Below are 23,486 nucleotides of genomic sequence, written 5' to 3' on the forward strand. Positions count from 1 at the left end.
GGGCACTGTGAACCCCATAAGTACGTAATCATGATGAATGAGACTGGCTGATAATCCGTCCGTAAGGTTACAATCAGTACAGCAGGTGTTTTCAATTTTGATCCAGGAGACGGAAATGTCATACAGTGGCGAACGAGATAACTTTGCACCCCATATGGCTCTGGTGCCAATGGTTATTGAACAGACCTCACGTGGTGAGCGTTCTTTTGATATCTATTCCCGTCTGCTCAAGGAACGCGTTATCTTTCTGACCGGCCAGGTGGAAGACCACATGGCTAACCTGATCGTTGCGCAGATGCTGTTTCTGGAAGCGGAAAACCCGGAAAAAGACATTTACCTGTACATTAACTCCCCGGGTGGCGTGATTACAGCAGGAATGTCGATTTATGACACCATGCAATTCATCAAGCCTGATGTAAGCACTATCTGTATGGGTCAGGCTGCATCTATGGGCGCATTCCTGTTAACAGCAGGGGCGAAAGGTAAGCGTTTCTGCTTGCCAAATTCCCGCGTGATGATTCACCAGCCGCTGGGCGGTTACCAGGGGCAGGCGACGGATATCGAAATCCACGCCCGCGAAATTCTGAAAGTAAAAGCGCGCATGAATGAACTTATGGCGCAGCATACGGGTCAACCACTCGAGCAGATCGAGCGCGATACCGAGCGCGATCGCTTCCTCTCTGCTCCAGAGGCAGTTGAGTACGGCTTAGTCGACTCCGTGTTGACCCATCGTAATTGATGCCCGCGACGCGAGTGTGCCGCTATACTAAGGTAGGGCGGCACGCTGCTGATTGCAGCTTGCGTCTTAGAATGGCATTTGCGTCGTCATGTGCGGCACAAAGAACTTAAAAAGAGGTTTGGACTCATGACAGATAAACGCAAAGATGGTTCGGGCAAACTGCTGTACTGCTCTTTTTGCGGCAAAAGCCAGCATGAAGTGCGTAAACTGATTGCCGGGCCGTCCGTGTATATCTGCGACGAATGTGTCGATTTATGTAACGACATCATTCGCGAAGAGATTAAAGAAGTCGCACCGCACCGTGAGCGCAGCGCGCTGCCAACGCCGCATGAAATTCGTCATCACCTTGACGACTACGTCATCGGACAGGAGCAGGCCAAGAAAGTGCTGGCGGTAGCGGTCTATAACCACTACAAACGTCTGCGTAACGGCGACACCAGCAATGGCGTAGAACTGGGTAAAAGTAACATTCTGCTGATCGGCCCAACCGGTTCCGGTAAAACGCTGCTGGCTGAAACCCTGGCGCGCCTGCTTGATGTTCCGTTCACGATGGCGGATGCCACCACCCTGACCGAGGCCGGTTATGTGGGTGAGGACGTCGAAAACATCATTCAGAAACTGCTGCAGAAGTGCGATTACGACGTACAGAAAGCCCAGCGCGGGATTGTGTACATCGATGAGATCGACAAGATCTCCCGTAAATCTGACAACCCGTCCATTACCCGTGACGTATCGGGTGAAGGCGTACAGCAGGCACTGCTGAAGCTGATTGAAGGTACGGTTGCTGCCGTTCCGCCACAGGGTGGTCGTAAACATCCGCAGCAGGAGTTCCTGCAGGTTGATACCTCCAAGATCCTGTTCATCTGTGGTGGCGCGTTTGCTGGTCTGGACAAAGTCATCTCCCACCGTGTTGAAACCGGCTCCGGCATTGGTTTTGGCGCAACGGTGAAATCGACGTCCGAAAAACCAAACGAAGGCGAACTGCTGTCTCAGGTTGAACCGGAAGATTTGATCAAATTCGGTCTGATCCCTGAATTCATCGGCCGTCTGCCGGTTGTGGCAACGCTGAATGAGCTGAGCGAAGACGCGCTGATCCAGATCCTGAAAGAGCCGAAAAATGCGCTGACCAAGCAGTATCAGGCGCTGTTCAATCTGGAAGGCGTTGATCTGGAATTCCGCGACGAAGCGCTGGATGCTATTGCCAAGAAAGCGATGGTCCGTAAAACCGGTGCCCGTGGTCTGCGTTCAATTGTTGAAGCGGCACTGCTCGACACCATGTACGATCTTCCGTCGATGGAAGACGTTGAGAAAGTGGTGATTGACGAGTCCGTCATTAGCGGTCAAACCAAGCCGCTGCTGATTTACGGCAAACCGGAAGCGCAGCAGGCATCTGGCGAATAATTAACCAAATCATACAAGCAGTTAATCAAAAAGGGGGGATTTTATCTCCCCTTTACTTTTTCCGTATTCATAGCGTTGAATGTGTGGGAAACATCCCCATATACTGGATACATGTTAATGGTTATGTGAAGCACAGTGACATGACCAGCTTACCTGGCGGACACTAACTAAGAGAGAGCTCTATGAATCCTGAGCGTTCTGAACGCATTGAAATCCCCGTATTGCCGTTGCGCGATGTGGTGGTTTATCCGCACATGGTCATACCCTTATTTGTAGGGCGGGAAAAATCTATCCGTTGCCTCGAAGCCGCCATGGATCATGATAAAAAAATCATGCTGGTCGCGCAGAAAGAAGCATCAACGGATGAGCCGGGTGTAAACGATCTTTTCACCGTCGGGACCGTGGCCTCTATTTTGCAGATGCTGAAGCTGCCTGACGGCACCGTGAAGGTGCTGGTAGAAGGCCTGCAGCGTGCGCGTATTACCACTCTGTCAGATGACGGCGAGCACTTCTCTGCAAAGGCAGAGTACCTTGATTCGCCTGAGCTTGATGAGCGCGAACAGGAAGTGCTGGTTCGCACCGCGATTAGCCAGTTTGAAGGCTATATCAAGCTGAACAAGAAAATTCCACCAGAAGTGCTGACGTCGCTGAACAGCATCGACGATCCTGCGCGTCTGGCGGACACCATCGCTGCACATATGCCGCTGAAGCTGGCTGACAAGCAGTCCGTGCTGGAAATGTCCGACGTTAACGAACGTCTGGAATACCTGATGGCGATGATGGAGTCTGAAATCGATCTGCTCCAGGTCGAGAAGCGCATTCGCAACCGCGTCAAAAAGCAGATGGAGAAATCTCAGCGTGAGTACTATCTGAACGAGCAAATGAAGGCCATTCAGAAAGAACTGGGCGAGATGGACGACGCGCCGGACGAAAACGAAGCGCTGAAGCGTAAGATCGACGCGGCGAAGATGCCGAAAGAGGCGAAAGAGAAGGCTGAAGCAGAACTGCAGAAGCTGAAAATGATGTCTCCAATGTCGGCTGAAGCGACCGTTGTACGCGGCTACATTGAGTGGATGGTGCAGGTTCCGTGGAACGCCCGCAGCAAGGTCAAAAAAGACCTGCGTCAGGCGCAGGAAATCCTGGATACCGACCACTACGGTCTGGAACGCGTGAAAGACCGCATTCTTGAGTACCTCGCGGTACAAAGCCGTGTAAACAAAATTAAAGGCCCAATTCTGTGCCTGGTTGGACCTCCGGGGGTGGGTAAAACCTCTCTGGGTCAGTCCATCGCCAAAGCGACCGGACGTAAGTATATCCGTATGGCGCTGGGTGGCGTACGTGATGAAGCGGAAATCCGCGGTCACCGCCGTACCTACATCGGTTCTATGCCGGGTAAACTGATCCAGAAGATGGCGAAAGTGGGGGTTAAAAACCCGCTGTTCCTGCTCGATGAGATCGACAAGATGTCGTCGGACATGCGTGGCGACCCTGCGTCTGCACTGCTGGAAGTGCTTGATCCAGAACAGAACGTAGCGTTCAGCGATCACTACCTGGAAGTGGACTACGACCTGAGCGATGTGATGTTCGTGGCGACCTCCAACTCCATGAACATTCCGGCCCCGCTGCTGGACCGTATGGAAGTGATCCGTCTCTCCGGTTATACCGAAGATGAGAAGCTGAACATCGCTAAGCAGCACCTGCTGCCGAAACAGATTGAGCGTAACGCGCTGAAAGCCAACGAGCTGACCGTCGAGGACAGCGCGATTATCGGCATCATTCGCTACTACACCCGTGAAGCGGGCGTGCGTAGCCTTGAGCGTGAAATCTCGAAACTGTGTCGTAAAGCGGTGAAACAGCTGCTGCTGGATAAGAGCCTGAAACACATTGTGATTAACGGCGACAATCTGCATGCCTATCTCGGCGTTCAGCGCTTCGACTACGGTCGCGCGGACAACGAAAACCGCGTTGGCCAGGTGACCGGCCTGGCATGGACGGAAGTGGGCGGCGATCTGCTGACCATCGAAACCGCCTGTGTCCCGGGCAAAGGCAAGCTGACCTACACTGGCTCGCTGGGTGAAGTGATGCAGGAATCCATCCAGGCGGCGCTGACCGTGGTGCGCGCGCGCGCGGAGAAACTGGGTATCAACCCTGATTTCTACGAAAAACGCGACATCCACGTGCACGTTCCGGAAGGGGCAACGCCGAAAGATGGCCCAAGCGCGGGTATTGCTATGTGTACCGCTCTGGTTTCCTGCCTGACAGGTAACCCGGTGCGTGCCGATGTGGCAATGACCGGTGAAATTACGCTGCGTGGTCAGGTTCTGCCGATTGGTGGTTTAAAAGAAAAACTGCTGGCGGCACACCGCGGTGGGATCAAAACCGTATTGATCCCTTACGAAAACAAACGCGATCTGGAAGAGATTCCGGACAATGTGATTGCCGACCTGCAGATCCATCCTGTGAAGCGAATTGAGGAAGTTCTCAGTCTCGCACTGCAGAATGAACCCTCCGGAATGCAGGTTGTAACCGCAAAATAGTGACCTCGCGCAAAGAGCGTCAATAAAAACAAGGCTGGTAAGTCATTTCGCACTTGCCAGCCTTTTTTTGTATAGCTAATTTAGATTGCTGATTAGGTCCGTCATCAACAACGGGTGTTGTAAGGTCATGGCAGGCCTGATATAACTGCTGCGCGGTCGCGTTGTGAAGGATTCAGGCGCGATATAAATTATAAAGAGAGGAAGAGAACAGTGAATAAATCTCAACTGATTGACAAAATTGCTGCGGGTGCTGATATTTCTAAAGCTGCAGCTGGACGTGCGTTAGATGCCTTAATTGCTTCTGTTACTGAATCTCTGCAGGCTGGGGACGACGTTGCACTGGTAGGTTTCGGTACTTTTGCTGTTAAAGAGCGTGCTGCCCGTACTGGCCGCAACCCTCAGACCGGTAAAGAGATCACCATTGCTGCTGCTAAAGTGCCGGGTTTCCGTGCAGGTAAAGCGCTGAAAGACGCAGTAAACTGATTGCTTTCCCGTTTCAGGGAAGCCGGAAAGTACAAGGGCGCATCATTTGATGTGCCTTTTTTGTTTGTCCAGGCCTGATTTGTGCGAGTTTATGCGAGTTGTGGGCTGACAATCGCCCCGTTTTCTTGTCACAATACGCCTTCACGCGCGACGGGCAGGATTTTCCGTCAGCGTCAGGTAACCAGTCACCTACAGCGGAGTGTTGTTACACCATGATGGACAGCTTACGCACGGCTGCTAACAGTCTCGTGCTCAAGATTATTTTCGGTATCATTATCGTGTCGTTCATATTGACCGGCGTGAGCAGTTACCTTATTGGCGGTGGCGCAAACTATGCCGCAAAAGTGAATGGCCAGGAAATCAGCCGTGGTCAGTTCGAGAATGCTTTTGCCGGTGAACGTAACCGTATGCAGCAACAGCTGGGCGACCAATTCTCTGAACTGGCGGCGAACGAAGGGTACATGAAGACCCTGCGCCAACAGACACTGAACCGTCTTATCGACGAAGCGCTGCTTGATCAGTATGCCAAAAAACTGGGCCTTGGCATCAGCGATGAGCAGGTGAAAAAAGCCATCTTCTCCACGCAAGCCTTCCAGTCTAACGGTAAATTCGACAACGCGCGTTACAACAGCATCGTCAATCAAATGGGGATGACGGCCGACCAGTACGCTCAGGCGCTGCGTAACCAGCTGACCACCCAGCAGCTCATCAATGCCGTCGTGGGCACCGATTTCATGCTCAAAGGTGAAACGGATGAACTGGCCGCGCTGGTGGCGCAGCAGCGTGTTGTACGCGAAGCGACCATTGATGTGAACGCCCTGGCGGCGAAACAGCAGGTGAGCGACGCTGACGTTAACGCTTACTACGAGCAGAACAAGAATTCCTTTGTTTCTCCAGAGCAGTTCCGCGTGAGCTACATCAAGCTGGATGCGGCCGCGCTGCAGGAAACCGCGTCTGATGCTGAAATCCAGTCTTACTACGATCAGCATCAGGATCAGTTCACTCAGCCGCAGCGTAACCGCTACAGCGTAATTCAGACGAAAACCGAGGCTGATGCTAAAGCGGCGCTGGATGAGCTGAACAAAGGCGCTGATTTCGCGACCGTTGCGAAAGCGAAATCCACCGACATTATCTCTGCGAAGAACGGCGGTGATATGGGCTGGCTGGAAGATGCGACCACGCCTGACGAGCTGAAAAATGCCGGTCTGAAAGAGAAAGGCCAGCTTTCTGGCGTCATTAAGTCTTCCGTTGGTTTCCTGGTCGTGCGTCTGGACGACATCACCGCGGCGAAAACCAAGCCGCTGGCTGACGTTCGTGATGATATCGCGGCGAAAGTGAAACAGGAAAAAGCGCTGGATGCCTACTACGCGCTGCAGCAGAAGGTAAGCGATGCTGCCAGCAACGACAACGAATCTCTGGCAGGCGCAGAGCAGGCGGCTGGCGTGAAGGCGGTTGAGACGGGCTGGTTTGGTCGTGACAACCTTCCGGAAGAGCTGAACTTCAAACCGGTTTCCGATGCCATCTTCAACGGTGGTCTGGTGGGCGAAAACGGCACGCCGGGCAGTAACTCTGACATCATTACCGTCGACGGCGATCGTGCGTTTGTGTTGCGCGTCAGCGAGCACAAGCCAGAAGCGGTCAAACCGCTGGCGGAAGTGAAGGATCAGGTCGTCGCTCAGGTTAAGCACAACAAAGCGGAACAGCAGGCGAAACTGGATGCTGAGAAGATTCTGTCCGATCTGAAAGCGGGTAAAGAAGACGCGCTGAAAGCAGCTGGCCTGAGCTTCGGTGAAGCGAAAACGCTGAGCCGTACCGGCCAGGACCCAATCAGCCAGGCCGCGTTTGGTCTGACTCTGCCTGCGAAGGACAAGCCAAGCTTTGGTACCACCACCGATACGCAGGGTAACGTCGTTCTGCTGGCGCTGGATGAGGTGAAAGCCGGTACCCTGCCAGAAGCGCAGAAGAAAGCGATGGTTCAGGGGATTACCCAGAACAATGCTCAGATTGCCTTCGAAGCCATGATGAGCAACCTGCGTAAAGAAGCCAAAATCAAGCTGGGTGATGTAATGACTCAGCAGCAGTAATTACGTGTCTGCTCGCAGATTTTCGTAACGCTCTGCAAAAACTAAAGGCCGCTTTCGCGGCCTTTTCCATTTCTGCAATCTGCTGTTTGTGCCGGTTTTAACTGGCGGCTATCGTGACGTGGCTGTCAACAAACAAGGAGATAACAGCATGAAATGTGGAATCAAAGCACTGTTAATTACGCTGGCTATTGCCACCACCGGGATGAGCGCGGGCGCGCTGGCGTCGGCCCCCGCCGCCAAAACACAAGCTACCCAGAGCAAGTCCGATGCGGCAGCGCCGGTGCAAGGGCAAACCAAAGCGACAGATGCCGGTAAAAATGCGGATGATGACGGTACGCGGGTCAGTATCAATTCGGCCTCAGCGGAAGATCTCGCCCGTGCGTTGAACGGCGTGGGCCTGAAAAAAGCGCAGGCCATCGTCAGCTACCGCGAAGAGTATGGTCCTTTCAAAACTGTCGACGATCTCAAGCAGGTGCCGGGCATGGGCAGCGCGCTGGTTGAGCGCAACCTCTCACACCTGACGCTGTAATTACGCAATTTCTTGCACTGCGGCAAAATTTTGCCAGGATAAAGAGGTCATACCAGTTATGACCTCTCTTCCTACAATAACAGTAAAGGCTATTGCGCTATGCAGACAAAAATCAAAGTACGCGGTTTTCATCTCGACGTTTATCAGCATGTGAACAATGCTCGCTATCTTGAGTTTCTTGAAGAAGCGCGCTGGGACGGGCTGGAAAACAGCGAAAGCTTTCAGTGGCTGACCGCGCACAACATCGCGTTTGTGGTCGTCAATATCAACATCAACTACCGCCGTCCGGCCGTGCTGGGTGACGTGCTCACGGTAACCAGCCAGGTGCAACAGATCAATGGCAAAAGTGGCGTATTAAGCCAGGTGGTGACGCTCGATCCAGAAGGGCAGGTGGTCGCAGATGCGTTGATCACGTTTGTCTGTATCGATCTGAAAACGCAGAAAGCGCTGCCGCTGGAAGGGGAACTGCGGGAAAAGCTGGAGTTGATGATCGTGTAAGACATGTTAAGGCGTACTCGTGCTGTCGACACCTGTTTGCGACAGCACGGTTAAGTAGCCCTATTTAAGACCGGTCTTTTTCTGCATCGCGGCCATCACGCCGGATTTATCGGCAAGATAGTGGTTCAGCCCGTTAGCGCGCAGATTACAGGCCGCACACTGGCCACAACCGTCGCCTTTGATGCCGTTATAGCAGGTGAGCGTTTCGCTGCGAACAAGGTCCAGCTTGCCCCAGTAGTCCGCCAGCGCCCAAGTTTCGGCTTTATCCAGCCACATGAGCGGAGTTTCAAAGCGCGTCTCTTTCGCCATCCCCAGATTAACGGCGTGGTTTAACGCTTTCACGAACTCATCACGACAGTCCGGGTAGCCGGAGAAGTCGGTCTCGCACACGCCCGTGATCACCGCTTCGGCTTTTACCTGGTAGGCGTAGATCGCCGTCAGAGTCAGGAACAGGATATTACGGCCCGGCACGAAGGTATTTGGAATGCCGCTGGCATCGGGTTCATAGTCTGGCACAGGAATACTGTCGCGGGTGAGGCTGCTCACGGCCAGTTCATTTAACAGCGTAACGTCCAGCACCTTGTGCGCGCGTGCGCCCAGTTTCAGGGCTAGTTCACGAGCAACGTCGATTTCAGCGCGATGACGCTGACCATAATCGAAAGTGACACAGTGAACTTCATCGTACTGATGAAGGGCCTGGACCAGGCAGGTAGTAGAGTCTTGTCCTCCGCTGAACACGACGACGGCACGTTTCATAAATCATCTCGACTGTTACGGTAAAAACGTTATGTTACCGTCTGACCACGACGGCGACCAGCTTCTTCACGATTTGGGCGCGGGCAGCCAGGCTTCGGTAAAGTCAAACCAGCCGCGGGTGTTGAGGCGTATACCATTCACGCCAGGCGGAGCACTGATTTGGTATTGATAATTAAAGAGTGGCGTCAGCACCGCACTCTCCATTAGCCGGTTAAAGATGGCTTGTAGTCCCGCGTGTCTATCCCGAGCCTCGGCCTGAGTCTGTACCGCATCCAGCGTGGCTTGCAGATGGGCGTAAGCCGGTGCGCTAAGAACGTGCGGCCAGAGGGCATCGCAGCGCAGCCACTGTTCAAGCGTATATTCCGGCGCTTCGCCAATCAGCCTGTCCCCCATCATGATGTCTGCATCGGCAAGCTCCAGGCATCCGTCCCACGTCTTGGCGTCGTGAAAGATGACGGTCAGTTCACACCCCTGTAGCGCCAGGTATGCCTTCAACTGGCTGGCCATGGTGTGAAGCTCAACAGGGAGATGGTAAACCAGCGTCAACGCTTCAGGGAGGGTGACGTCCGATAAATCAGGCCATTCGGGGATGGTCCAGCCGGGAAGCAGTTCCTGGGTGGGCGTGATGAGCCCTTCGTTTAGCGGAAGTGTGTGAAGAAGCCTGGAGAGATGAATGATATTGATAAGCCGCTTTGCCTGAATCTCACTCAGGCGCGCGCTCTGTTTTAGCGTGAGGTAACAGAACCCCAGGCTGGTGCTGCTGCTTACCAGCCGCAGACTTTTCAGCTCGTCGGCCTCGCCGATCGCGATTTGCACCGGGTGACGACAGCTGGTGCCCAGGCTGTAATCAAAAAGCTGGGGAGTGATCCAGTATTCGATGGCTTTGAGCAGCGGATGGCTCAGGTGATACTGCTCATGGCTTTCCAGACGAACCAGGTCGGGCTCAAAGGCGGCCAGCCGAAACGGGCCACTGCCAACCACAGGATGGTCGGGATGCGCCAGACGGCTACAGTAGGTTGCCAGCCTGTGCGGCAGCCAGTAGTCCGGTTGATGCAGCGTAAACGTCAGACACTGTGGATGCGTTGTTTCAATACATAAGACGCTCTGAAACAGAGTGCGCAGGGCGGGAAGCGTCAACAGCGCTGTCAGACTTCGCTGGAGTTGCGCCGTTTCTATTTTATCGCCGTTATGCCAGTGCAGGGTGGAGCGAATGTAGAAATGCCAGCGCAGGCCGTCAGCAGAGACATCCCAGTGATGCGCCAGATCGCCCGTAGGTTCACTGATGTTACCGTTAAAACGCGTCAGGCCTGAGAACACCTCTCCCGCCAGATGCTGCTCTGCCCGGCCCGGTAAAAAACCCGGCTGAAGCGGTTCCAGCGAGCGATAGTAGGGGATGCGCAGCGTCGGCGTGTCGTTTTGCCACTGCCCGCCCAAAAAAGGGTGCAGCAATGACCGCAACGCTTCAGGGGCAAGCTGCGCCAGTTCCAGCGCGTTATGCTGCTGCCCGCTTTTCAGCGCTTCTTCCATCATCGCATTGCGCAGTGACTCCGGGGCGACATGGAACGTGAGCTCACCGCGCTTACCGCGGCCAGACTGCGCTCGCCAGCTGAGCCAGCCCGCCTCCTGGGCCTGGCGCAGCAGGGTTCGGACATGCCGCTCGCTACAAAAACAGCGGGCGGCCAGCTCGCTGATGGTGACCTGTTGCGTTGCACCCTGCGAAGGCTGCCAGAGGCGGTGATACTGGTTGAGTCGATTGAGCTGGCGCATAAGAAACCCGGAACAATAATTTTCATCTATTCACTATTACTTCCGTATATCTCACACGATACTGTTGCACAAGTTAACCGCATCACATTTCGGGAGTAATCATGGCTCGGCTCGCTGCATTTGATATGGACGGTACGCTGTTAATGCCGGATCACCGTTTAGGGGAAAAAACCCTGAACACGCTGAAGCGCCTGCGCGAGCGTGATGTCACCCTGACGTTTGCCACTGGCCGCCATGTGCTGGAGATGCGCCATTTGCTGGGCGCGTTTTCCCTCGACGCCTTTCTAATCACCGGCAACGGGACGCGAATTCACTCCGTAGAAGGCGATGTGCTGCACCGGCAGGATCTCAACCCGGAAGTGGCGGACATCGTGCTGCACAGCACCTGGGACACGCAGGCCAGTATCCACGTCTTTAACGATCGGGGCTGGTTGACCGGACGTGAAATTCCTGAACTGCTGCACGCGCATGTATACAGCGGTTTCAAATATCAGCTTATCGATCTGCGTCGGATCCCCGCTCATGCGGTAACCAAGATCTGCTTCTGCGGCGATCATGACGATCTGTGTCGCTTACGGATTCAGCTGAATGAGGCGCTGGGTGACCGGGCGCACCTTACTTTCTCGGCGGTGGATTGTCTGGAAGTGCTGCCGGTGGGTTGTAACAAAGGCTCCGCTCTGGCGGTGCTGAGCGACCACCTGGGCTTAACGCTGAAGGAGTGTATGGCGTTTGGTGACGCCATGAACGACCGCGAAATGCTGGGTAGCGTAGGTCGCGGTCTGATCATGGGGAATGCGATGGCGCAGCTGAAAGCAGAACTTCCCCATCTGCCGGTTATTGGCCACTGCCGCAATGAAGCAGTGTCCCATTTTTTGACGCATTGGCTGGACAACAACAATCTCCCGTATTCCCCCGAATAGTGAGACCCTTCCAGCAAGCCAGACTTCGGTCTGGCTTTTTTTATTTCACCAGTTCTGCAATCTGCGCTTTCCACGGAGCGATATCGCCGATGTTGGCCTGCACCCACTCCGCGTTGTAGTAAGTTTCAAGGTAGCGTTCGCCGCTGTCGCACAGCAGCGTGACGATGGAACCGGTACGGCCCTCTTCGCGCATACGGGCGGCAAGCTGCAGTGCGCCCCACATATTTGTGCCCGTCGATGCGCCCACTTTGCGCCCCAGCTGCGTTTCCAGCCAGTGCGCCGTTGCCACGCTTGCGGCATCCGGCACGCGCATCATCTCATCCACGACGTCGGGGATGAAAGAGGGCTCCACGCGCGGGCGGCCAATCCCTTCAATTTTACTGCCCACCGGGCTGCGCAGCTCCGCATTGCGGTTTTGCCAGTAGTCGAGGAACACGGAGTTCTGCGGGTCAACCACCATCAGTTGGGTATCGTATCCCTGACAGCGGATGTAGCGTCCAATCGTCGCTGACGTGCCGCCGGTACCGGCGCTCATGACGATACAGGACGGAACCGGATGCGGTTCGTGGGTCATCTGGCGGAAAATACTGTCGGCAATGTTGTTATTGCCGCGCCAGTCGGTCGCGCGCTCGGCGAAGGTGAACTGGTCCATATAGTGACCGTTCAGCTCACGGGCCAGCATTTCGGAGGCGGCGTAGATTTCGCAGGCGCTTTCCACAAAGTGGCAGCGTCCGCCGTAAAATTCGATCTGTTCGATTTTGCGTTTTGCGGTGCAGGACGGCATTACCGCGATAAACGGCAGGCCCAGCAGGCGGGCGAAATAGGCTTCGGACACCGCCGTTGAACCGGACGAAGATTCAATAATAGTGGTGCCTTCTTTAATCCAGCCGTTACATAAACCGTATAAAAACAGCGAGCGCGCCAGGCGATGCTTCAGGCTACCGGTGGGATGGGTGCTTTCATCTTTCAGATAGAGCTGAATGCCGTCAAATCCCGGCAGGGAAAGGCGAATCAGGTGCGTATCCGCCGAGCGCTGATAGTCGGCATTGATTTCGCTGATCGCATGTTTAACCCAGGTGCTATTCATCATCGTTATCCGTTTGTCATTTTGTGCCTAGGATAGCGAAAAGCACAGAAAAAATTGTTGCTATCTGGCCTTTAAAATAGAATGAAGAGAGAAAAATTTTCTCTGTGAGGTGGGTATGCTAGATAAAATTGACCGCAAGCTCCTTTCATTGCTGCAAAATGACTGTACCCTCTCTTTGCAGGCGCTGGCAGATGCCGTTAATCTGACCACCACCCCGTGCTGGAAGCGGCTTAAGAAGCTGGAAGATGACGGCATTCTTCTGGGGCGCGTCGCGTTGTTAGATCCCGAAAAACTGGGGCTTGGGCTGACGGCATTTGTGCTGATAAAAACCCAGCATCACAGCAGCGAGTGGTATTGCCGCTTCGTCACTCAGGTGTCTGAGATGCCCGAGGTGCTCGGTTTCTGGCGTATGGCCGGAGAGTATGATTACCTGATGCGCGTCCAGGTGGCCGACATGAAGCGCTATGATGATTTCTACAAGCGGCTGGTGAACAGCGTTCCGGGTTTGTCGGACGTCACCTCAAGCTTCGCCATGGAACAGATTAAATACACCACAGCATTACCCATTGAATAACTTCGTAAAATACCTTCAGGAACAAACCGCGTGCGATTATTTGCCCAATTAAGCTGGTACTTTCGTCGGGAGTGGCAACGCTACCTCGGTGCAGTCGCCCTGCTTATTATTATTGCCATCCTGCAGCTGATCCCGCCGAAAGTGGTGGGGTACGTCGTGGATGGGGTCACCGAACAGCATTACACCACCGCACGGGTGTTGATGTGGGTCGGCACGCTGGTGCTGACGGCGGTCATTGTTTATCTGCTGCGCTACGTCTGGCGCGTGCTGCTGTTTGGTGCGTCCTATCAGCTGGCCGTTGAGCTACGTGAAGATTTTTACCGCCAGCTGAGCCGACAGCATCCCGAATTTTATCTTCGTCATCGCACCGGGGATCTCATCGCCCGCGCGACGAACGACGTCGATCGCGTGGTCTTTGCCGCCGGGGAAGGAGTGCTGACGCTGGTGGACTCGCTGGTGATGGGCTGTGCGGTGCTGATCGTGATGTCCACGCAGATCAGCTGGCAGCTGACCCTGCTCGCCCTGCTGCCGATGCCGATCATGGCGCTGGCGATCAATCGCTATGGCGAACAGCTGCACGAGCGCTTCAAGCTGGCGCAGGCGGCGTTTTCGTCTCTGAACGATCGCACCCAGGAGAGCATGACCAGCATCCGCATGATCAAAGCGTTTGGCCTGGAAGACCGTCAGTCTGCGCTGTTTGCCGCCGATGCGGCAGACACGGGGGCGAAAAACATGCGCGTCGCGCGTATCGACGCCCGTTTTGACCCGACGATTTATATCGCAATCGGCATGGCAAATATGCTGGCGATTGGCGGCGGAAGCTGGATGGTGGTGCAGGGCACGCTTACCCTGGGGCAATTGACCAGCTTTGCGATGTATCTGGGGCTCATGATCTGGCCGATGCTGGCGCTGGCCTGGATGTTTAACATCGTGGAGCGCGGCAGCGCTGCCTACAGCCGCATTCGCGCCATGCTGGCCGAAGCGCCGGTGGTCATCGACGGTAGCGAGGCCGTACCGGAAGGGCGCGGCGTCATGACCGTCGACGTCCGCAAGTTTGTCTATCCGCATACGGAGCATCCGGTGCTGGAGAACGTTAGCTTTACGCTTCAGCCAGGGCAAATGCTGGGCATCTGCGGCCCGACGGGATCCGGCAAAAGTACCGTGCTCTCTCTGCTTCAGCGCCACTTTGACGTCACCGAGGGCGATATCCGCTTTCACGATATTCCCCTGACCAGACTGCTGCTGGACGAGTGGCGCGGTCGCCTGGCGGTCGTCAGCCAGACGCCGTTTTTATTTTCGGACACCGTGGCGAACAACATTGCCCTGGGACGCCCTGGTGCGACGCAGGAAGAGATTGAACATGTGGCGCGTCTGGCCAGCGTTCATGATGATATTTTGCGTCTGCCGCAGGGGTACGAAACGGAAGTCGGGGAACGCGGCGTCATGCTGTCCGGCGGGCAAAAGCAGCGTATCTCGATTGCCCGCGCGCTGCTGCTGAATGCTGAAATTCTGATCCTGGATGATGCGCTTTCCGCCGTGGACGGCCGTACCGAGCATCAAATTCTGCATAACCTGCGCCAGTGGGGCGACGGACGCACGGTGATTATCAGCGCCCACCGATTGTCGGCGCTCACCGAAGCCAGCGAAATTGTGGTCTTACAGCACGGGCACATTGCCCAGCGCGGGCAGCATGAAACGCTTGCCGAGCAGCCGGGCTGGTATCGCGATATGTACCGCTATCAACAGCTTGAGGCGGCGCTGGACGATGCGCCGGAGCAGGATGAGGAGGCCGCCAATGCGTAAGATCGGAACGATGTGGCCGACGCTCAAACGTCTGCTGGCCTACGGCTCGCCGTGGCGTAAACCGCTCTCCGTGGCCGTGCTTCTACTCTGGATTGCGGCGATTGCTGAAGTGAGCGGTCCGCTGCTCATCAGCTATTTTATCGACAACATGGTCGCCAAAAGCTACCTTCCGCTGGGGCTGGTGGCGGGCTTAGGCGTGGCCTACGTTGGCCTGCAGCTGGCGGCGGCAGGGCTGCACTATGCGCAGTCGCTGCTGTTTAACCGTGCTGCCGTGGGCGTTGTTCAGCAGCTGCGTACGGATGTGATGGACGCGGCGCTTCGCCAGCCGCTCAGCGAGTTTGACATCCAGCCGGTCGGGCAGGTGATTTCGCGCGTGACCAACGATACCGAGGTGATCCGCGATCTGTACGTTACCGTGGTCGCGACGGTGTTACGCAGCGCGGCGCTGATTGGCGCGATGCTGGTGGCGATGTTCAGCCTCGACTGGCGCATGGCGCTGGTGGCGATCACCATCTTCCCGGCGGTGGTGATTGTCATGGTCATTTACCAGCGTTACAGCACGCCAATCGTGCGTCGGGTGCGCGCGTATCTGGCCGACATCAACGATGGCTTCAATGAAGTGATCAACGGCATGAGCGTCATCCAGCAGTTCCGCCAGCAGGCGCGCTTTGGCGAACGCATGGGGGAAGCCAGCCGTTCGCACTACATGGCGCGTATGCAGACGCTGCGGCTTGATGGTTTCCTGCTGCGTCCGCTGCTGAGCCTTTTCTCGGCGCTGGTGCTTTGCGGGCTGCTGATGCTCTTCGGGCTGAGCTCAAACGGTACGATTGAAGTGGGCGTGCTGTACGCCTTTATCAGCTATCTCGGACGCCTTAACGAGCCGTTGATCGAGCTTACCACCCAGCAATCGATGCTGCAGCAGGCGGTGGTCGCCGGTGAGCGCGTGTTTGAGCTGATGGACAGGCCGCGCCAGGCCTACGGCAATGACGAGCGGCCTCTGCAAAGCGGGAGTATCGCCTTTGATAACGTCTCGTTTGCCTATCGCGAAGACCGGCTGGTGCTGCAGGACATCACGCTCGACGTTCCGTCGCGCGGTTTCGTGGCGCTGGTAGGGCATACCGGCAGCGGTAAGAGCACGCTTGCCAGCCTGTTGATGGGCTATTACCCGGTCACGCATGGCGAAATCCGCCTCGACGGGCGCCCGCTCGCGTCTCTCAGCCACACCGTGTTGCGTAAAGGCGTCGCGATGGTGCAGCAGGATCCGGTCGTGCTGGCCGATACCTTCTACGCCAACGTGACCCTGGGGCGAGACTACTCCCAGGAGCAGGTCTGGGACGTGCTTGAAAAAGTGCAGCTGGCAGAGCTGGCGCGCGGGTTTAGCGATGGGATCAATACCAAACTGGGCGAGCAGGGGAACAATCTCTCCGTCGGGCAAAAGCAGCTCCTGGCGCTGGCGCGGGTGCTGATTGAAACGCCGCAGATACTGATTCTGGATGAAGCCACGGCCAGTATTGACTCCGGCACCGAACAGGCCATTCAGCAGGCGCTGGCCGCCGTACGCGACCATACGACGCTGGTGGTGATTGCCCACCGTCTTTCCACCATCGTCGATGCCGATACCATTCTGGTGTTACATCGCGGACAGGCCGTTGAACGCGGTACGCACCGTGAACTGCTGGAAGCCAAAGGGCGCTACTGGCAGATGTACCAGCTGCAGCTGGCGGGCGAAGAGCTGGCGGCCAGCGTGCGTGATGAAGAGTCGCTTAGCGCCTGATGCACCAAAATGAGGCGACGCGCTAACAGTCATTCCTGTTGGTGCAAAACTGAAACGCACCGTGCACCGGCATGGTGCGTTTTTTTTCGCCTGTTCGTTTATTACGGCCGCGTAATGCTCTGTGCGCCGCCGTTCCCCCTCGTTTTCATTTCTGGCACACCCCTTGCAATACCTTCTGCGTAAGCTGCGGCCATTACCGAATTCTGACTGGAGGGGATCTATGAAGCTGGTTACGGTTGTAATCAAACCATTCAAACTCGAAGACGTGCGTGAAGCGTTGTCTTCAATGGGTATTCAGGGACTGACTGTCACCGAAGTGAAAGGCTTTGGTCGTCAGAAGGGTCATGCCGAGCTTTATCGCGGGGCGGAATACAGCGTTAACTTTCTGCCAAAAGTAAAAATTGATGTCGCGATTGCTGACGATCAGCTTGATGAAGTCATTGATGTCATTAGCAAAGCGGCTTATACCGGCAAAATTGGCGACGGCAAAATTTTCGTTGCCGAACTGCAGCGCGTCATTCGCATCCGTACCGGCGAATCTGACGAAGCGGCATTGTAAATAACGCCTGGCACACAGTGATAGGGATCGAGAAAATGAAGATAGCAACACTTAAAACGGGTCTGGGTTCGCTGGCGCTGCTGCCGGGCCTGGCGCTGGCTGCTACCCCTGCGGTGGTCGACAAAGCCGATAACGCCTTTATGATGATCAGCACCGCGCTGGTGCTGTTCATGTCAATTCCGGGTATTGCGCTGTTCTACGGCGGCCTGATCCGTGGCAAAAACGTTCTCTCCATGCTGACGCAGGTTGCCGTGACGTTCGCACTGGTCTGCGTCCTGTGGGTGGTTTACGGTTACTCGCTGGCGTTCGGTACGGGCAACGCGTTCTTTGGTAACTTCGACTGGGTGATGCTGAAAAATATTGAGCTGACCGCGCTGATGGGCAGTTTCTATCAGTACATCCACGTTGCGTTCCAGGGCTCCTTCGCCTGTATTACCGTCGGGCTGATTGTGGGCGCGCTCGCCGAGCGTATTCGTTTCTCTGCCGTGCTGATCTTCGTGGTGGTCTGGATGACGCTCTCCTATGTGCCGATTGCGCACATGGTCTGGGGTGGCGGTCTGCTGGCAACGCACGGCGCGCTGGACTTCGCGGGCGGTACCGTTGTACACATCAACGCCGCGGTAGCGGGTCTGGTGGGTGCCTACCTGATTGGCAAACGCGTGGGCTTCGGTAAAGAAGCGTTTAAACCGCACAACCTGCCGATGGTGTTTACCGGTACGGCTATCCTCTACTTTGGCTGGTTTGGCTTCAACGCCGGCTCGGCAAGTGCAGCAAACGAAATCGCCGCGCTGGCCTTCGTGAACACCGTTGTGGCCACGGCGGGTGCAATCCTCTCCTGGGTGTTTGGCGAGTGGGCGGTACGCGGTAAACCTTCTTTGCTGGGTGCCTGTTCGGGTGCCATTGCCGGTCTGGTTGGCATTACGCCAGCGTGTGGTTATGTCGGCGTGGGTGGCGCGCTGCTGGTCGGCCTGGTTTCCGGTCTGGCGGGTCTGTGGGGCGTGACCGCACTGAAACGTGTGCTGCGCGTTGACGACCCATGCGATGTGTTTGGTGTCCACGGCGTGTGCGGTATCGTGGGTTGTATCATGACCGGTATCTTCGCCGCGAAATCGCTCGGTGGCGTGGGCTACGCAGAAGGCGTGACCATGGTTCATCAGGTGCTGGTGCAGCTGGAAAGTATTGCTATCACCGTTGTCTGGTCTGCCGTTGTGGCCTTCATTGGCTATAAGCTGGCGGATATGACGGTGGGTCTGCGCGTACCGGAAGAGCAGGAGCGCGAAGGTCTGGACGTCAACAGCCACGGCGAGAATGCGTATAACGCCTGATAAACAGCAAAACGGCAACCCAGGTTGCCGTTTTTATTGTGTATTCCCTCTCCCCGTGGGAGAGGGTCAGGGTGAGGGCATCAGGCCGCACAAGGCAAAAGCAAAACGGCAACTTCGGTTGCCGTTTTTAATGTGTATTCCCTCTCCCCGTGGGAGAGGGTCAGGGTGAGGGCATCAGGCCGCACACAATCACCCGCGATTACGCATTACCCCTTCCTGCACCGTAGACGCGACCAGCACGCCGTCCTGAGTATAAAATTCCCCGCGCACAAACCCGCGCGCGCTCGACGCTGACGTACTCTCCACGCTGTAAAGCAGCCACTCATTCATGTTGAACGGGCGGTGGAACCACATGGAGTGATCGATCGTCGCGACCTGCATCCCTTTTTCCAGGAAACCAACCCCGTGCGGCTGCAGCGCCACCGGCAGGAAGTTGAAATCTGACGCATAGCCGAGCAGATACTGATGCACGCGGAAATCTTCCGGCACGGTCCCGTTGGCACGGATCCAGACCTGGCGCTTCGGTTCGGCGGTATGGCCTTTCATCGGGTTGTGGAACTCAACCGGGCGGATCTCCAGAGGCTTATCGCATAGAAATTTCTCTTTGACCTGCGGCGGAAGCAGATGCGCCAGCGCGCGGGCGATATCCGTCTCTGATTTTAAAGAGTCGGGCGACGGAGCCGGGGGCATCACTTTTTGATGCTCGTAGCCGGATTCCGGCGCCTGGAAAGAGGCGGTCATGTAAAAGATCGGCTTGCCGTTCTGAATAGCTGCTACGCGGCGCGCGCTGAAGCTGTTGCCGTCTCGCAGGACTTCAACGTCATACACAATCGGTTTTGCGCTATCGCCAGGGCGTAAGAAGTAGCTGTGGAACGAATGCACCAGACGGTCTGCCGGGACAGTCTCCTTTGCTGCGTACAGAGCTTGTCCAACGACTTGCCCCCCGAAGACCTGGCGTAAGCCGAGATCTTCGCTCTGTCCGCGAAAGAGTCCTTCCTCAATTTTTTCCAGATTCAGTAATGTCAGCAGATTGTTCAGTGCCTGACTCATAGTTGTCCTCAATAAACGCCGTAGCGAAAGATAGGCAGAGTATAACGCAGAAATGAAAGTGGTCCGATGGGTAGAATAATCTGAATATCGGCACGTTTTCAGGCATAAATCGGTGATCTGTGCCACACTTGAATACGTTATGTGATTGAAACGACATCGGATGGGATCGATCCCGCTGGTGCATTGATAAGGAGACTTCAATGAAACTCGTGCCCATGCTAAGTGGTGTAGCTATTGCGGTGGCGTTGTCCGCCTGTGCCGGTAAAAGCGCCCAAGTGCCAGTACCAGCAGCCGACCCGAACGGGATTAATACCCTTTCGCAGCAATCCATTCAGCAGCCTAATGTTTCCGGTACCATCTGGATTAAACAGAAAGTTGCGCTGCCGCCGGATGCGGTATTAACCGTAACGCTGTCTGATGCTTCTCTGGCCGACGCGCCGTCGAAAGTCGTTGCCCAGCGTGCCGTTCGTACTGAAGGCAAGCAGGCGCCGTTTAGCTTCGTATTGCCGTATAACCCGTCGGACGTGCAGCCTAACGCCCGTATCCTGCTGAGCGCAGCGGTAACCATCAACGGCAAGCTGGTCTTTATCACCGATACGGTCCAGGAAGCGATCAACAACGGTGGGACAAAAATCGACCTGAACCTGGTGCCGGTGCAGCAGACCGAAGTGCCGGTCGCACCGCAGACCAATCAGCCGTCTCTGCCAACTCCACCGACTCAGATGTAATTTCTGCATTTCCCCTCTCCTCCGGGAGAGGGGTCAATATACCCAGCGAAACTTCTGCAAATCGATCTGACCCGACCCTGACACCTGCACACCCTCTGAAAGTAACGCCTGACGCTGACGCTGAAGATCCGGCCCGGTGAGTGAAATGGCGCCATGACGGTTCACCACCCGATGCCAGGGCAGCGTACTGCCTTCCGGCAGCCGTTTCAGGACGCCTCCAACCTGTCGCGCCGCGCGCGGGGAACCGGCCAGACGCGCGACATCACCATAGGTGGTGACGTAGCCTTCCGGGATTGAGGCCACGATTTGCCATACGCGCTGTGGAAAGGAGTCGTGTTCGTCCATACCTTTACCTGTGGGGAGTTTCTGGAAAGCTATGGTAAACGAAGATCTTCATGATTGCTGCGCCTGTTTGCGCAAGAAACCAGCATCCGGTTGCTGGTCGCTTGCAATTGGGCCTTAGCACAGGGATAATGCGCCAGCGCGTTGGTTATCAACGCTCTCAATGGGGGCTCTGTTGGTTCTCCCGCAACGCTACTCTGTTCACCAGGTCAGGTCCGGAAGGAAGCAGCCAGGGCAGACGACGTGTGTGCCGGGATGTAGCTGGCAGGGCCCCCACCCATTTGTGACCTCCTAAGATTCTTCAGCTTCACCTCTCCCTCAAAGCATTACTCCACAATAAAACTACGCCTTTATCGTGTAATATATATTTCATTGCACTGAAATATTATTGTCATAAACCTGTAATAATAGACTGTCATTTTATAATCGGACGGTTATTTTCTTCCATAACTCAAAAAAATATATATCTGGATAACATTGTTAAGTTCGTGTATTAAATAAAGTACTTATTCCGAAGGGAAGTGACAAACATGGCTACAGCGGTATTAAACGTTAAGATTGATGACGCGCTAAAAGAAAGGCTTCGGCACTATGCGGAAGTCAATAACGAGAATTTAAGCGTGACGACAGAGAAACTGCTGCTGCTGGCGTTCGAAGCAGTAGAAGAGGCGGGAGTATCGGAAGAGGATATTGATAATCAGCATACGGAAGAAGAGAGTGTTTCTCCTTTTACTCCTAAAGAAATCAAGGCCCTACGTAAACTTCTGAAGAAGAGAAAATGAAACAACAACTGTCAATCGCCAGTGACTACAACGAGGCCTGCGATCTGTTGCGTTCAGGCTACGTGAAGCATGTACGTCTTGGCTGGAATGTTGGAAGCGATGAGTTCTTTCGAATTGCGTCTGACTGGTGTGATACCGGTGCAAAAATTAAGAAAGACGGTGATAACTTCGTTATTTCACTAAAAGGCTTTCCTATTCCTCCTCAGCATTAAACCCTGACCAGTGAAAACTGCTGACTGCATATGTTACAGTCAGCAGTTTTTATTTTATGATCTGCTTCTAATATTTTAATATTAGATCACGCTGCGTTTTAACGGTGGCACGTTTTTATTCAAGGCGAGCCATAACGGTTTGATCCTCAGCAACGCCTGCTCAAGCTCTGTCGATTCCAGCGAGAAGGGCATACGTAAATAGCGGTCAAACGCCCCCGATAAACCAAATCGCGTCCCGGTTCCCAGGTTAATCTCGATTATTTCTGCCCGCGCGGCAAGCTGTGTCGCCAGCATGCCCGGAAGCTCTATCCAGTAAGAGAGCCCGCCTTCCGCCTCGTGGAATTTCCACTCCGGGAAATGTTCGCGCAGCAGGTCACCGCATCGATCGCGCCGTTCCGCCAGCATCTTCCGGCGTGCGGGCAGAAACGTCTCGCTGTTGTTAATGAGCCACTGCATTGCCAGCTGTTCGAGCAGCGGCGAGCCTAAATCCAGAGTATCCCGCGTCTGGGCAAGGGTGGCGATGGTGCGCGATGAGGTGCGGATCCAGCCGAGACGCAGCCCGCCCCAGAAGCTTTTTCCGGCAGAGCCTAAGGTGATGACGGTGGCCTGCGGGTTAAAGGCGGCCAGCGGCGGCGGGGGAGGCGCATCAAACCAGAGATCCACCATCGTTTCATCCACCACCAGCGCCGTGCGGGTTTGGGCTGCAATATCCGTAATAGCCTGACGGGTGGGGATATCCATACAGCGCCCGGTCGGATTATGAAAATCTGGCATCAGGTAGGCCAGGCGCGGCGCCGTCTGGGCAAGCGTTGCGGCAAAGCCATCCGTATCCCAGCCGGTTTCCGGCAGCGACACCCCGACTGGCCGACACTGCGCCCCCTGAATGGCGGCAATCGCCAGCGGATAGGTGGGATGATCGACCACGACGCGGTCCCCCGGCCCGGTCATCATCCGCAGCACCAGCGCAAAGCCGCTGACGGCGCCATTAACCACCATCACTTCGTCTGCGCGGGTGGGAAGGCCCCGCGCGGTATAGCGCGCAGCGATGGCCTCCCGCAGCGTCGGTAGCCCCAGCTGATCGTAGCCCGTCAGCGAGAGATGCGGGGTTATGGCCGTGAGCGCATGGGCATAAGCCTGATGGATCTCCGGCCCGGCATTCAGGGCGGCAGTGGAGAGATCCAGTGCGGCGCTCGCCGCGGAAAGGGTGGGAACGGCGCGTGTGTCCGGGAGAATGACCCGCGACCCGCTGCCGTGGCGGCTTTCAAGGTACCCCTCTTCACGCAGGTGGGCTAGCGCGCTGCTGACGGTGGTTCGGCTCACGTCCAGCGCCGTGGCCAGCTCACGCTCGCCCGGCAGCCGCGTATTCAGTGCCAGACGTCCATCAAGGATTAACAGACGCAGCGCGTCGGCCAGCTGTCGCCAGAGCGGGGTGCGGGATGAGGCTTGCTGCCAGTGGCCTAAAAGGCGTACCAGAGACTGGCTTCCGAAGCGACGTGATGACATATGCAGTCCACTATTTGAAAACTGGACATTAAT

21 protein-coding genes, 1 other RNA gene and 1 pseudogene are annotated in these 23,486 nt (G+C 55.6%); 17 read left to right on the plus strand and 6 right to left on the minus strand.

The features are described from left to right. Window positions 1-115: 115 nt before the first annotated feature. From clpP to IM317_RS08270, 7 genes are all read left to right on the plus strand, one after another. Window positions 116-739 carry an ATP-dependent Clp endopeptidase proteolytic subunit ClpP gene (gene clpP / locus IM317_RS08240; protein ID WP_010428105.1) on the plus strand — a complete coding sequence of 208 codons (624 nt, stop codon included), beginning with the start codon at window positions 116-118 and terminating at the stop codon, window positions 737-739. A gap of 126 nt (window positions 740-865) precedes the next feature. Beyond that, complete coding sequence (clpX, locus tag IM317_RS08245; protein WP_023310570.1) at window positions 866-2,140, plus strand: ATP-dependent protease ATP-binding subunit ClpX; 1,275 nt, start codon at window positions 866-868, stop codon at window positions 2,138-2,140. 182 nt (window positions 2,141-2,322) lie between these two features. Further along, entirely contained in the window at window positions 2,323-4,677 is a 2,355-nt protein-coding gene (gene lon, locus IM317_RS08250; RefSeq protein ID WP_023334706.1) for an endopeptidase La, read from the plus strand. A 210-nt stretch (window positions 4,678-4,887) separates the two neighbouring features. Then, window positions 4,888-5,160 (plus strand): nucleoid-associated protein HU-beta, encoded by a 273-nt coding sequence (gene hupB, locus IM317_RS08255; RefSeq protein ID WP_002444653.1) that lies wholly within the window; start codon window positions 4,888-4,890, stop codon window positions 5,158-5,160. A gap of 212 nt (window positions 5,161-5,372) precedes the next feature. Then, window positions 5,373-7,244, plus strand: coding sequence for a peptidylprolyl isomerase (gene ppiD, locus IM317_RS08260; protein ID WP_033144773.1), 1,872 nt, complete (start codon window positions 5,373-5,375; stop codon window positions 7,242-7,244). A gap of 148 nt (window positions 7,245-7,392) precedes the next feature. Then, entirely contained in the window at window positions 7,393-7,773 is a 381-nt protein-coding gene (locus tag IM317_RS08265; protein WP_033144774.1) for a helix-hairpin-helix domain-containing protein, read from the plus strand. A 99-nt stretch (window positions 7,774-7,872) separates the two neighbouring features. Continuing rightward, entirely contained in the window at window positions 7,873-8,271 is a 399-nt protein-coding gene (locus IM317_RS08270; RefSeq protein ID WP_032646165.1) for a YbgC/FadM family acyl-CoA thioesterase, read from the plus strand. A gap of 60 nt (window positions 8,272-8,331) precedes the next feature. Here the strand turns inward: IM317_RS08270 and queC are convergent, their stop codons facing one another. Both queC and IM317_RS08280 read right to left on the minus strand, forming a co-directional pair. Then, a complete protein-coding gene (gene queC / locus IM317_RS08275; protein WP_023310577.1) occupies window positions 8,332-9,027 on the minus strand; it encodes a 7-cyano-7-deazaguanine synthase QueC in 696 nt (231 codons plus the stop codon). Between the two features lie 66 nt (window positions 9,028-9,093). Continuing rightward, a complete protein-coding gene (locus IM317_RS08280; RefSeq protein WP_033144775.1) occupies window positions 9,094-10,794 on the minus strand; it encodes an SgrR family transcriptional regulator in 1,701 nt (566 codons plus the stop codon). A gap of 101 nt (window positions 10,795-10,895) precedes the next feature. Between IM317_RS08280 and cof the strand changes: the two genes are divergently transcribed. Next, complete coding sequence (cof, locus tag IM317_RS08285) at window positions 10,896-11,714, plus strand: HMP-PP phosphatase (protein ID WP_033144776.1); 819 nt, start codon at window positions 10,896-10,898, stop codon at window positions 11,712-11,714. A 40-nt stretch (window positions 11,715-11,754) separates the two neighbouring features. Here cof and IM317_RS08290 read toward each other — a convergent pair whose 3' ends face one another. Next, window positions 11,755-12,804 carry a PLP-dependent cysteine synthase family protein gene (locus IM317_RS08290; protein WP_219773467.1) on the minus strand — a complete coding sequence of 350 codons (1,050 nt, stop codon included), beginning with the start codon at window positions 12,802-12,804 and terminating at the stop codon, window positions 11,755-11,757. Between the two features lie 112 nt (window positions 12,805-12,916). Between IM317_RS08290 and IM317_RS08295 the strand changes: the two genes are divergently transcribed. The 5 genes from IM317_RS08295 (at window position 12,917) to amtB (ending at window position 18,836) form a co-directional block, all read left to right on the plus strand. Next, window positions 12,917-13,375, plus strand: a complete 459-nt coding sequence (locus IM317_RS08295) for an Lrp/AsnC family transcriptional regulator (protein ID WP_023310581.1) — start codon at window positions 12,917-12,919, stop codon at window positions 13,373-13,375. 30 nt (window positions 13,376-13,405) lie between these two features. Next, on the plus strand, window positions 13,406-15,178 hold the full coding sequence (locus IM317_RS08300; protein ID WP_033144778.1) for a SmdA family multidrug ABC transporter permease/ATP-binding protein: 1,773 nt from the start codon (window positions 13,406-13,408) through the stop codon (window positions 15,176-15,178). Beyond that, window positions 15,171-16,952, plus strand: a complete 1,782-nt coding sequence (locus tag IM317_RS08305) for a SmdB family multidrug efflux ABC transporter permease/ATP-binding protein (RefSeq protein ID WP_033144779.1) — start codon at window positions 15,171-15,173, stop codon at window positions 16,950-16,952. Before IM317_RS08300 ends, IM317_RS08305 begins: the two co-directional genes overlap by 8 nt. 220 nt (window positions 16,953-17,172) lie before the next feature. Next, entirely contained in the window at window positions 17,173-17,511 is a 339-nt protein-coding gene (gene glnK / locus IM317_RS08310; RefSeq protein WP_008503304.1) for a P-II family nitrogen regulator, read from the plus strand. A gap of 35 nt (window positions 17,512-17,546) precedes the next feature. Beyond that, window positions 17,547-18,836: an ammonium transporter AmtB gene (gene amtB / locus IM317_RS08315; RefSeq protein WP_023310584.1), complete on the plus strand. Its 1,290-nt coding sequence runs from the start codon at window positions 17,547-17,549 to the stop codon at window positions 18,834-18,836. 189 nt (window positions 18,837-19,025) lie between these two features. On the opposite strand, the gene tesB is transcribed toward amtB, so the two are convergent. After that, on the minus strand, window positions 19,026-19,886 hold the full coding sequence (tesB, locus tag IM317_RS08320; RefSeq protein ID WP_033144780.1) for an acyl-CoA thioesterase II: 861 nt from the start codon (window positions 19,884-19,886) through the stop codon (window positions 19,026-19,028). 200 nt (window positions 19,887-20,086) lie between these two features. Here tesB and IM317_RS08325 point away from each other — a divergent pair, with 200 nt between their 5' ends. Beyond that, window positions 20,087-20,614: a YbaY family lipoprotein gene (locus tag IM317_RS08325; RefSeq protein WP_008503301.1), complete on the plus strand. Its 528-nt coding sequence runs from the start codon at window positions 20,087-20,089 to the stop codon at window positions 20,612-20,614. 33 nt (window positions 20,615-20,647) lie between these two features. Here IM317_RS08325 and IM317_RS08330 read toward each other — a convergent pair. Then, window positions 20,648-21,045 (minus strand): annotated as a pseudogene (locus IM317_RS08330) (MGMT family protein). Window positions 21,046-21,129: 84 nt separating this feature from the next. Between IM317_RS08330 and ffs the strand changes: the two are divergent. The 3 genes from ffs (at window position 21,130) to IM317_RS08345 (ending at window position 21,950) form a co-directional block, all read left to right on the plus strand. Continuing rightward, window positions 21,130-21,226, plus strand: an RNA gene (ffs, locus tag IM317_RS08335) — signal recognition particle sRNA small type. Window positions 21,227-21,486: 260 nt separating this feature from the next. Further along, entirely contained in the window at window positions 21,487-21,738 is a 252-nt protein-coding gene (locus IM317_RS08340; protein ID WP_023310587.1) for a hypothetical protein, read from the plus strand. After that, a complete protein-coding gene (locus tag IM317_RS08345) occupies window positions 21,735-21,950 on the plus strand; it encodes a hypothetical protein (RefSeq protein ID WP_033144781.1) in 216 nt (71 codons plus the stop codon). The genes IM317_RS08340 and IM317_RS08345 overlap by 4 nt, the downstream gene beginning before the upstream one ends. Window positions 21,951-22,031: 81 nt before the next feature. Here the strand turns inward: IM317_RS08345 and IM317_RS08350 are convergent, their stop codons facing one another. Then, the gene (locus tag IM317_RS08350) at window positions 22,032-23,453 is read right to left on the minus strand and encodes a PLP-dependent aminotransferase family protein (RefSeq protein WP_033144782.1); all 1,422 of its coding nucleotides are present in this window, start codon (window positions 23,451-23,453) and stop codon (window positions 22,032-22,034) included. Window positions 23,454-23,486: the final 33 nt, after the last annotated feature.

Source organism: Enterobacter cloacae complex sp. S3 (assembly GCF_014930495.1).
In the GTDB taxonomy this organism is placed as follows: Bacteria; Pseudomonadota; Gammaproteobacteria; order Enterobacterales; family Enterobacteriaceae; genus Enterobacter; species Enterobacter asburiae_B.

Excerpts from the sequence above, each read along its gene's own strand:
- clpP (WP_010428105.1), top strand. The coding sequence starts at position 116 with ATGTCATACAGTGGCGAACGAGATAACTTTGCACCCCATATGGCTCTG.
- clpX (WP_023310570.1), top strand. The coding sequence starts at position 866 with ATGACAGATAAACGCAAAGATGGTTCGGGCAAACTGCTGTACTGCTCT.
- lon (WP_023334706.1), top strand. The coding sequence starts at position 2,323 with ATGAATCCTGAGCGTTCTGAACGCATTGAAATCCCCGTATTGCCGTTG.
- ppiD (WP_033144773.1), top strand. The coding sequence starts at position 5,373 with ATGATGGACAGCTTACGCACGGCTGCTAACAGTCTCGTGCTCAAGATT.
- IM317_RS08265 (WP_033144774.1), top strand. The coding sequence starts at position 7,393 with ATGAAATGTGGAATCAAAGCACTGTTAATTACGCTGGCTATTGCCACC.
- IM317_RS08270 (WP_032646165.1), top strand. The coding sequence starts at position 7,873 with ATGCAGACAAAAATCAAAGTACGCGGTTTTCATCTCGACGTTTATCAG.
- queC (WP_023310577.1), bottom strand. The coding sequence starts at position 9,027 with ATGAAACGTGCCGTCGTCGTGTTCAGCGGAGGACAAGACTCTACTACC.
- IM317_RS08280 (WP_033144775.1), bottom strand. The coding sequence starts at position 10,794 with ATGCGCCAGCTCAATCGACTCAACCAGTATCACCGCCTCTGGCAGCCT.
- cof (WP_033144776.1), top strand. The coding sequence starts at position 10,896 with ATGGCTCGGCTCGCTGCATTTGATATGGACGGTACGCTGTTAATGCCG.
- IM317_RS08290 (WP_219773467.1), bottom strand. The coding sequence starts at position 12,804 with ATGATGAATAGCACCTGGGTTAAACATGCGATCAGCGAAATCAATGCC.
- IM317_RS08295 (WP_023310581.1), top strand. The coding sequence starts at position 12,917 with ATGCTAGATAAAATTGACCGCAAGCTCCTTTCATTGCTGCAAAATGAC.
- IM317_RS08305 (WP_033144779.1), top strand. The coding sequence starts at position 15,171 with ATGCGTAAGATCGGAACGATGTGGCCGACGCTCAAACGTCTGCTGGCC.
- glnK (WP_008503304.1), top strand. The coding sequence starts at position 17,173 with ATGAAGCTGGTTACGGTTGTAATCAAACCATTCAAACTCGAAGACGTG.
- amtB (WP_023310584.1), top strand. The coding sequence starts at position 17,547 with ATGAAGATAGCAACACTTAAAACGGGTCTGGGTTCGCTGGCGCTGCTG.
- tesB (WP_033144780.1), bottom strand. The coding sequence starts at position 19,886 with ATGAGTCAGGCACTGAACAATCTGCTGACATTACTGAATCTGGAAAAA.
- IM317_RS08325 (WP_008503301.1), top strand. The coding sequence starts at position 20,087 with ATGAAACTCGTGCCCATGCTAAGTGGTGTAGCTATTGCGGTGGCGTTG.
- IM317_RS08340 (WP_023310587.1), top strand. The coding sequence starts at position 21,487 with ATGGCTACAGCGGTATTAAACGTTAAGATTGATGACGCGCTAAAAGAA.
- IM317_RS08345 (WP_033144781.1), top strand. The coding sequence starts at position 21,735 with ATGAAACAACAACTGTCAATCGCCAGTGACTACAACGAGGCCTGCGAT.
- IM317_RS08350 (WP_033144782.1), bottom strand. The coding sequence starts at position 23,453 with ATGTCATCACGTCGCTTCGGAAGCCAGTCTCTGGTACGCCTTTTAGGC.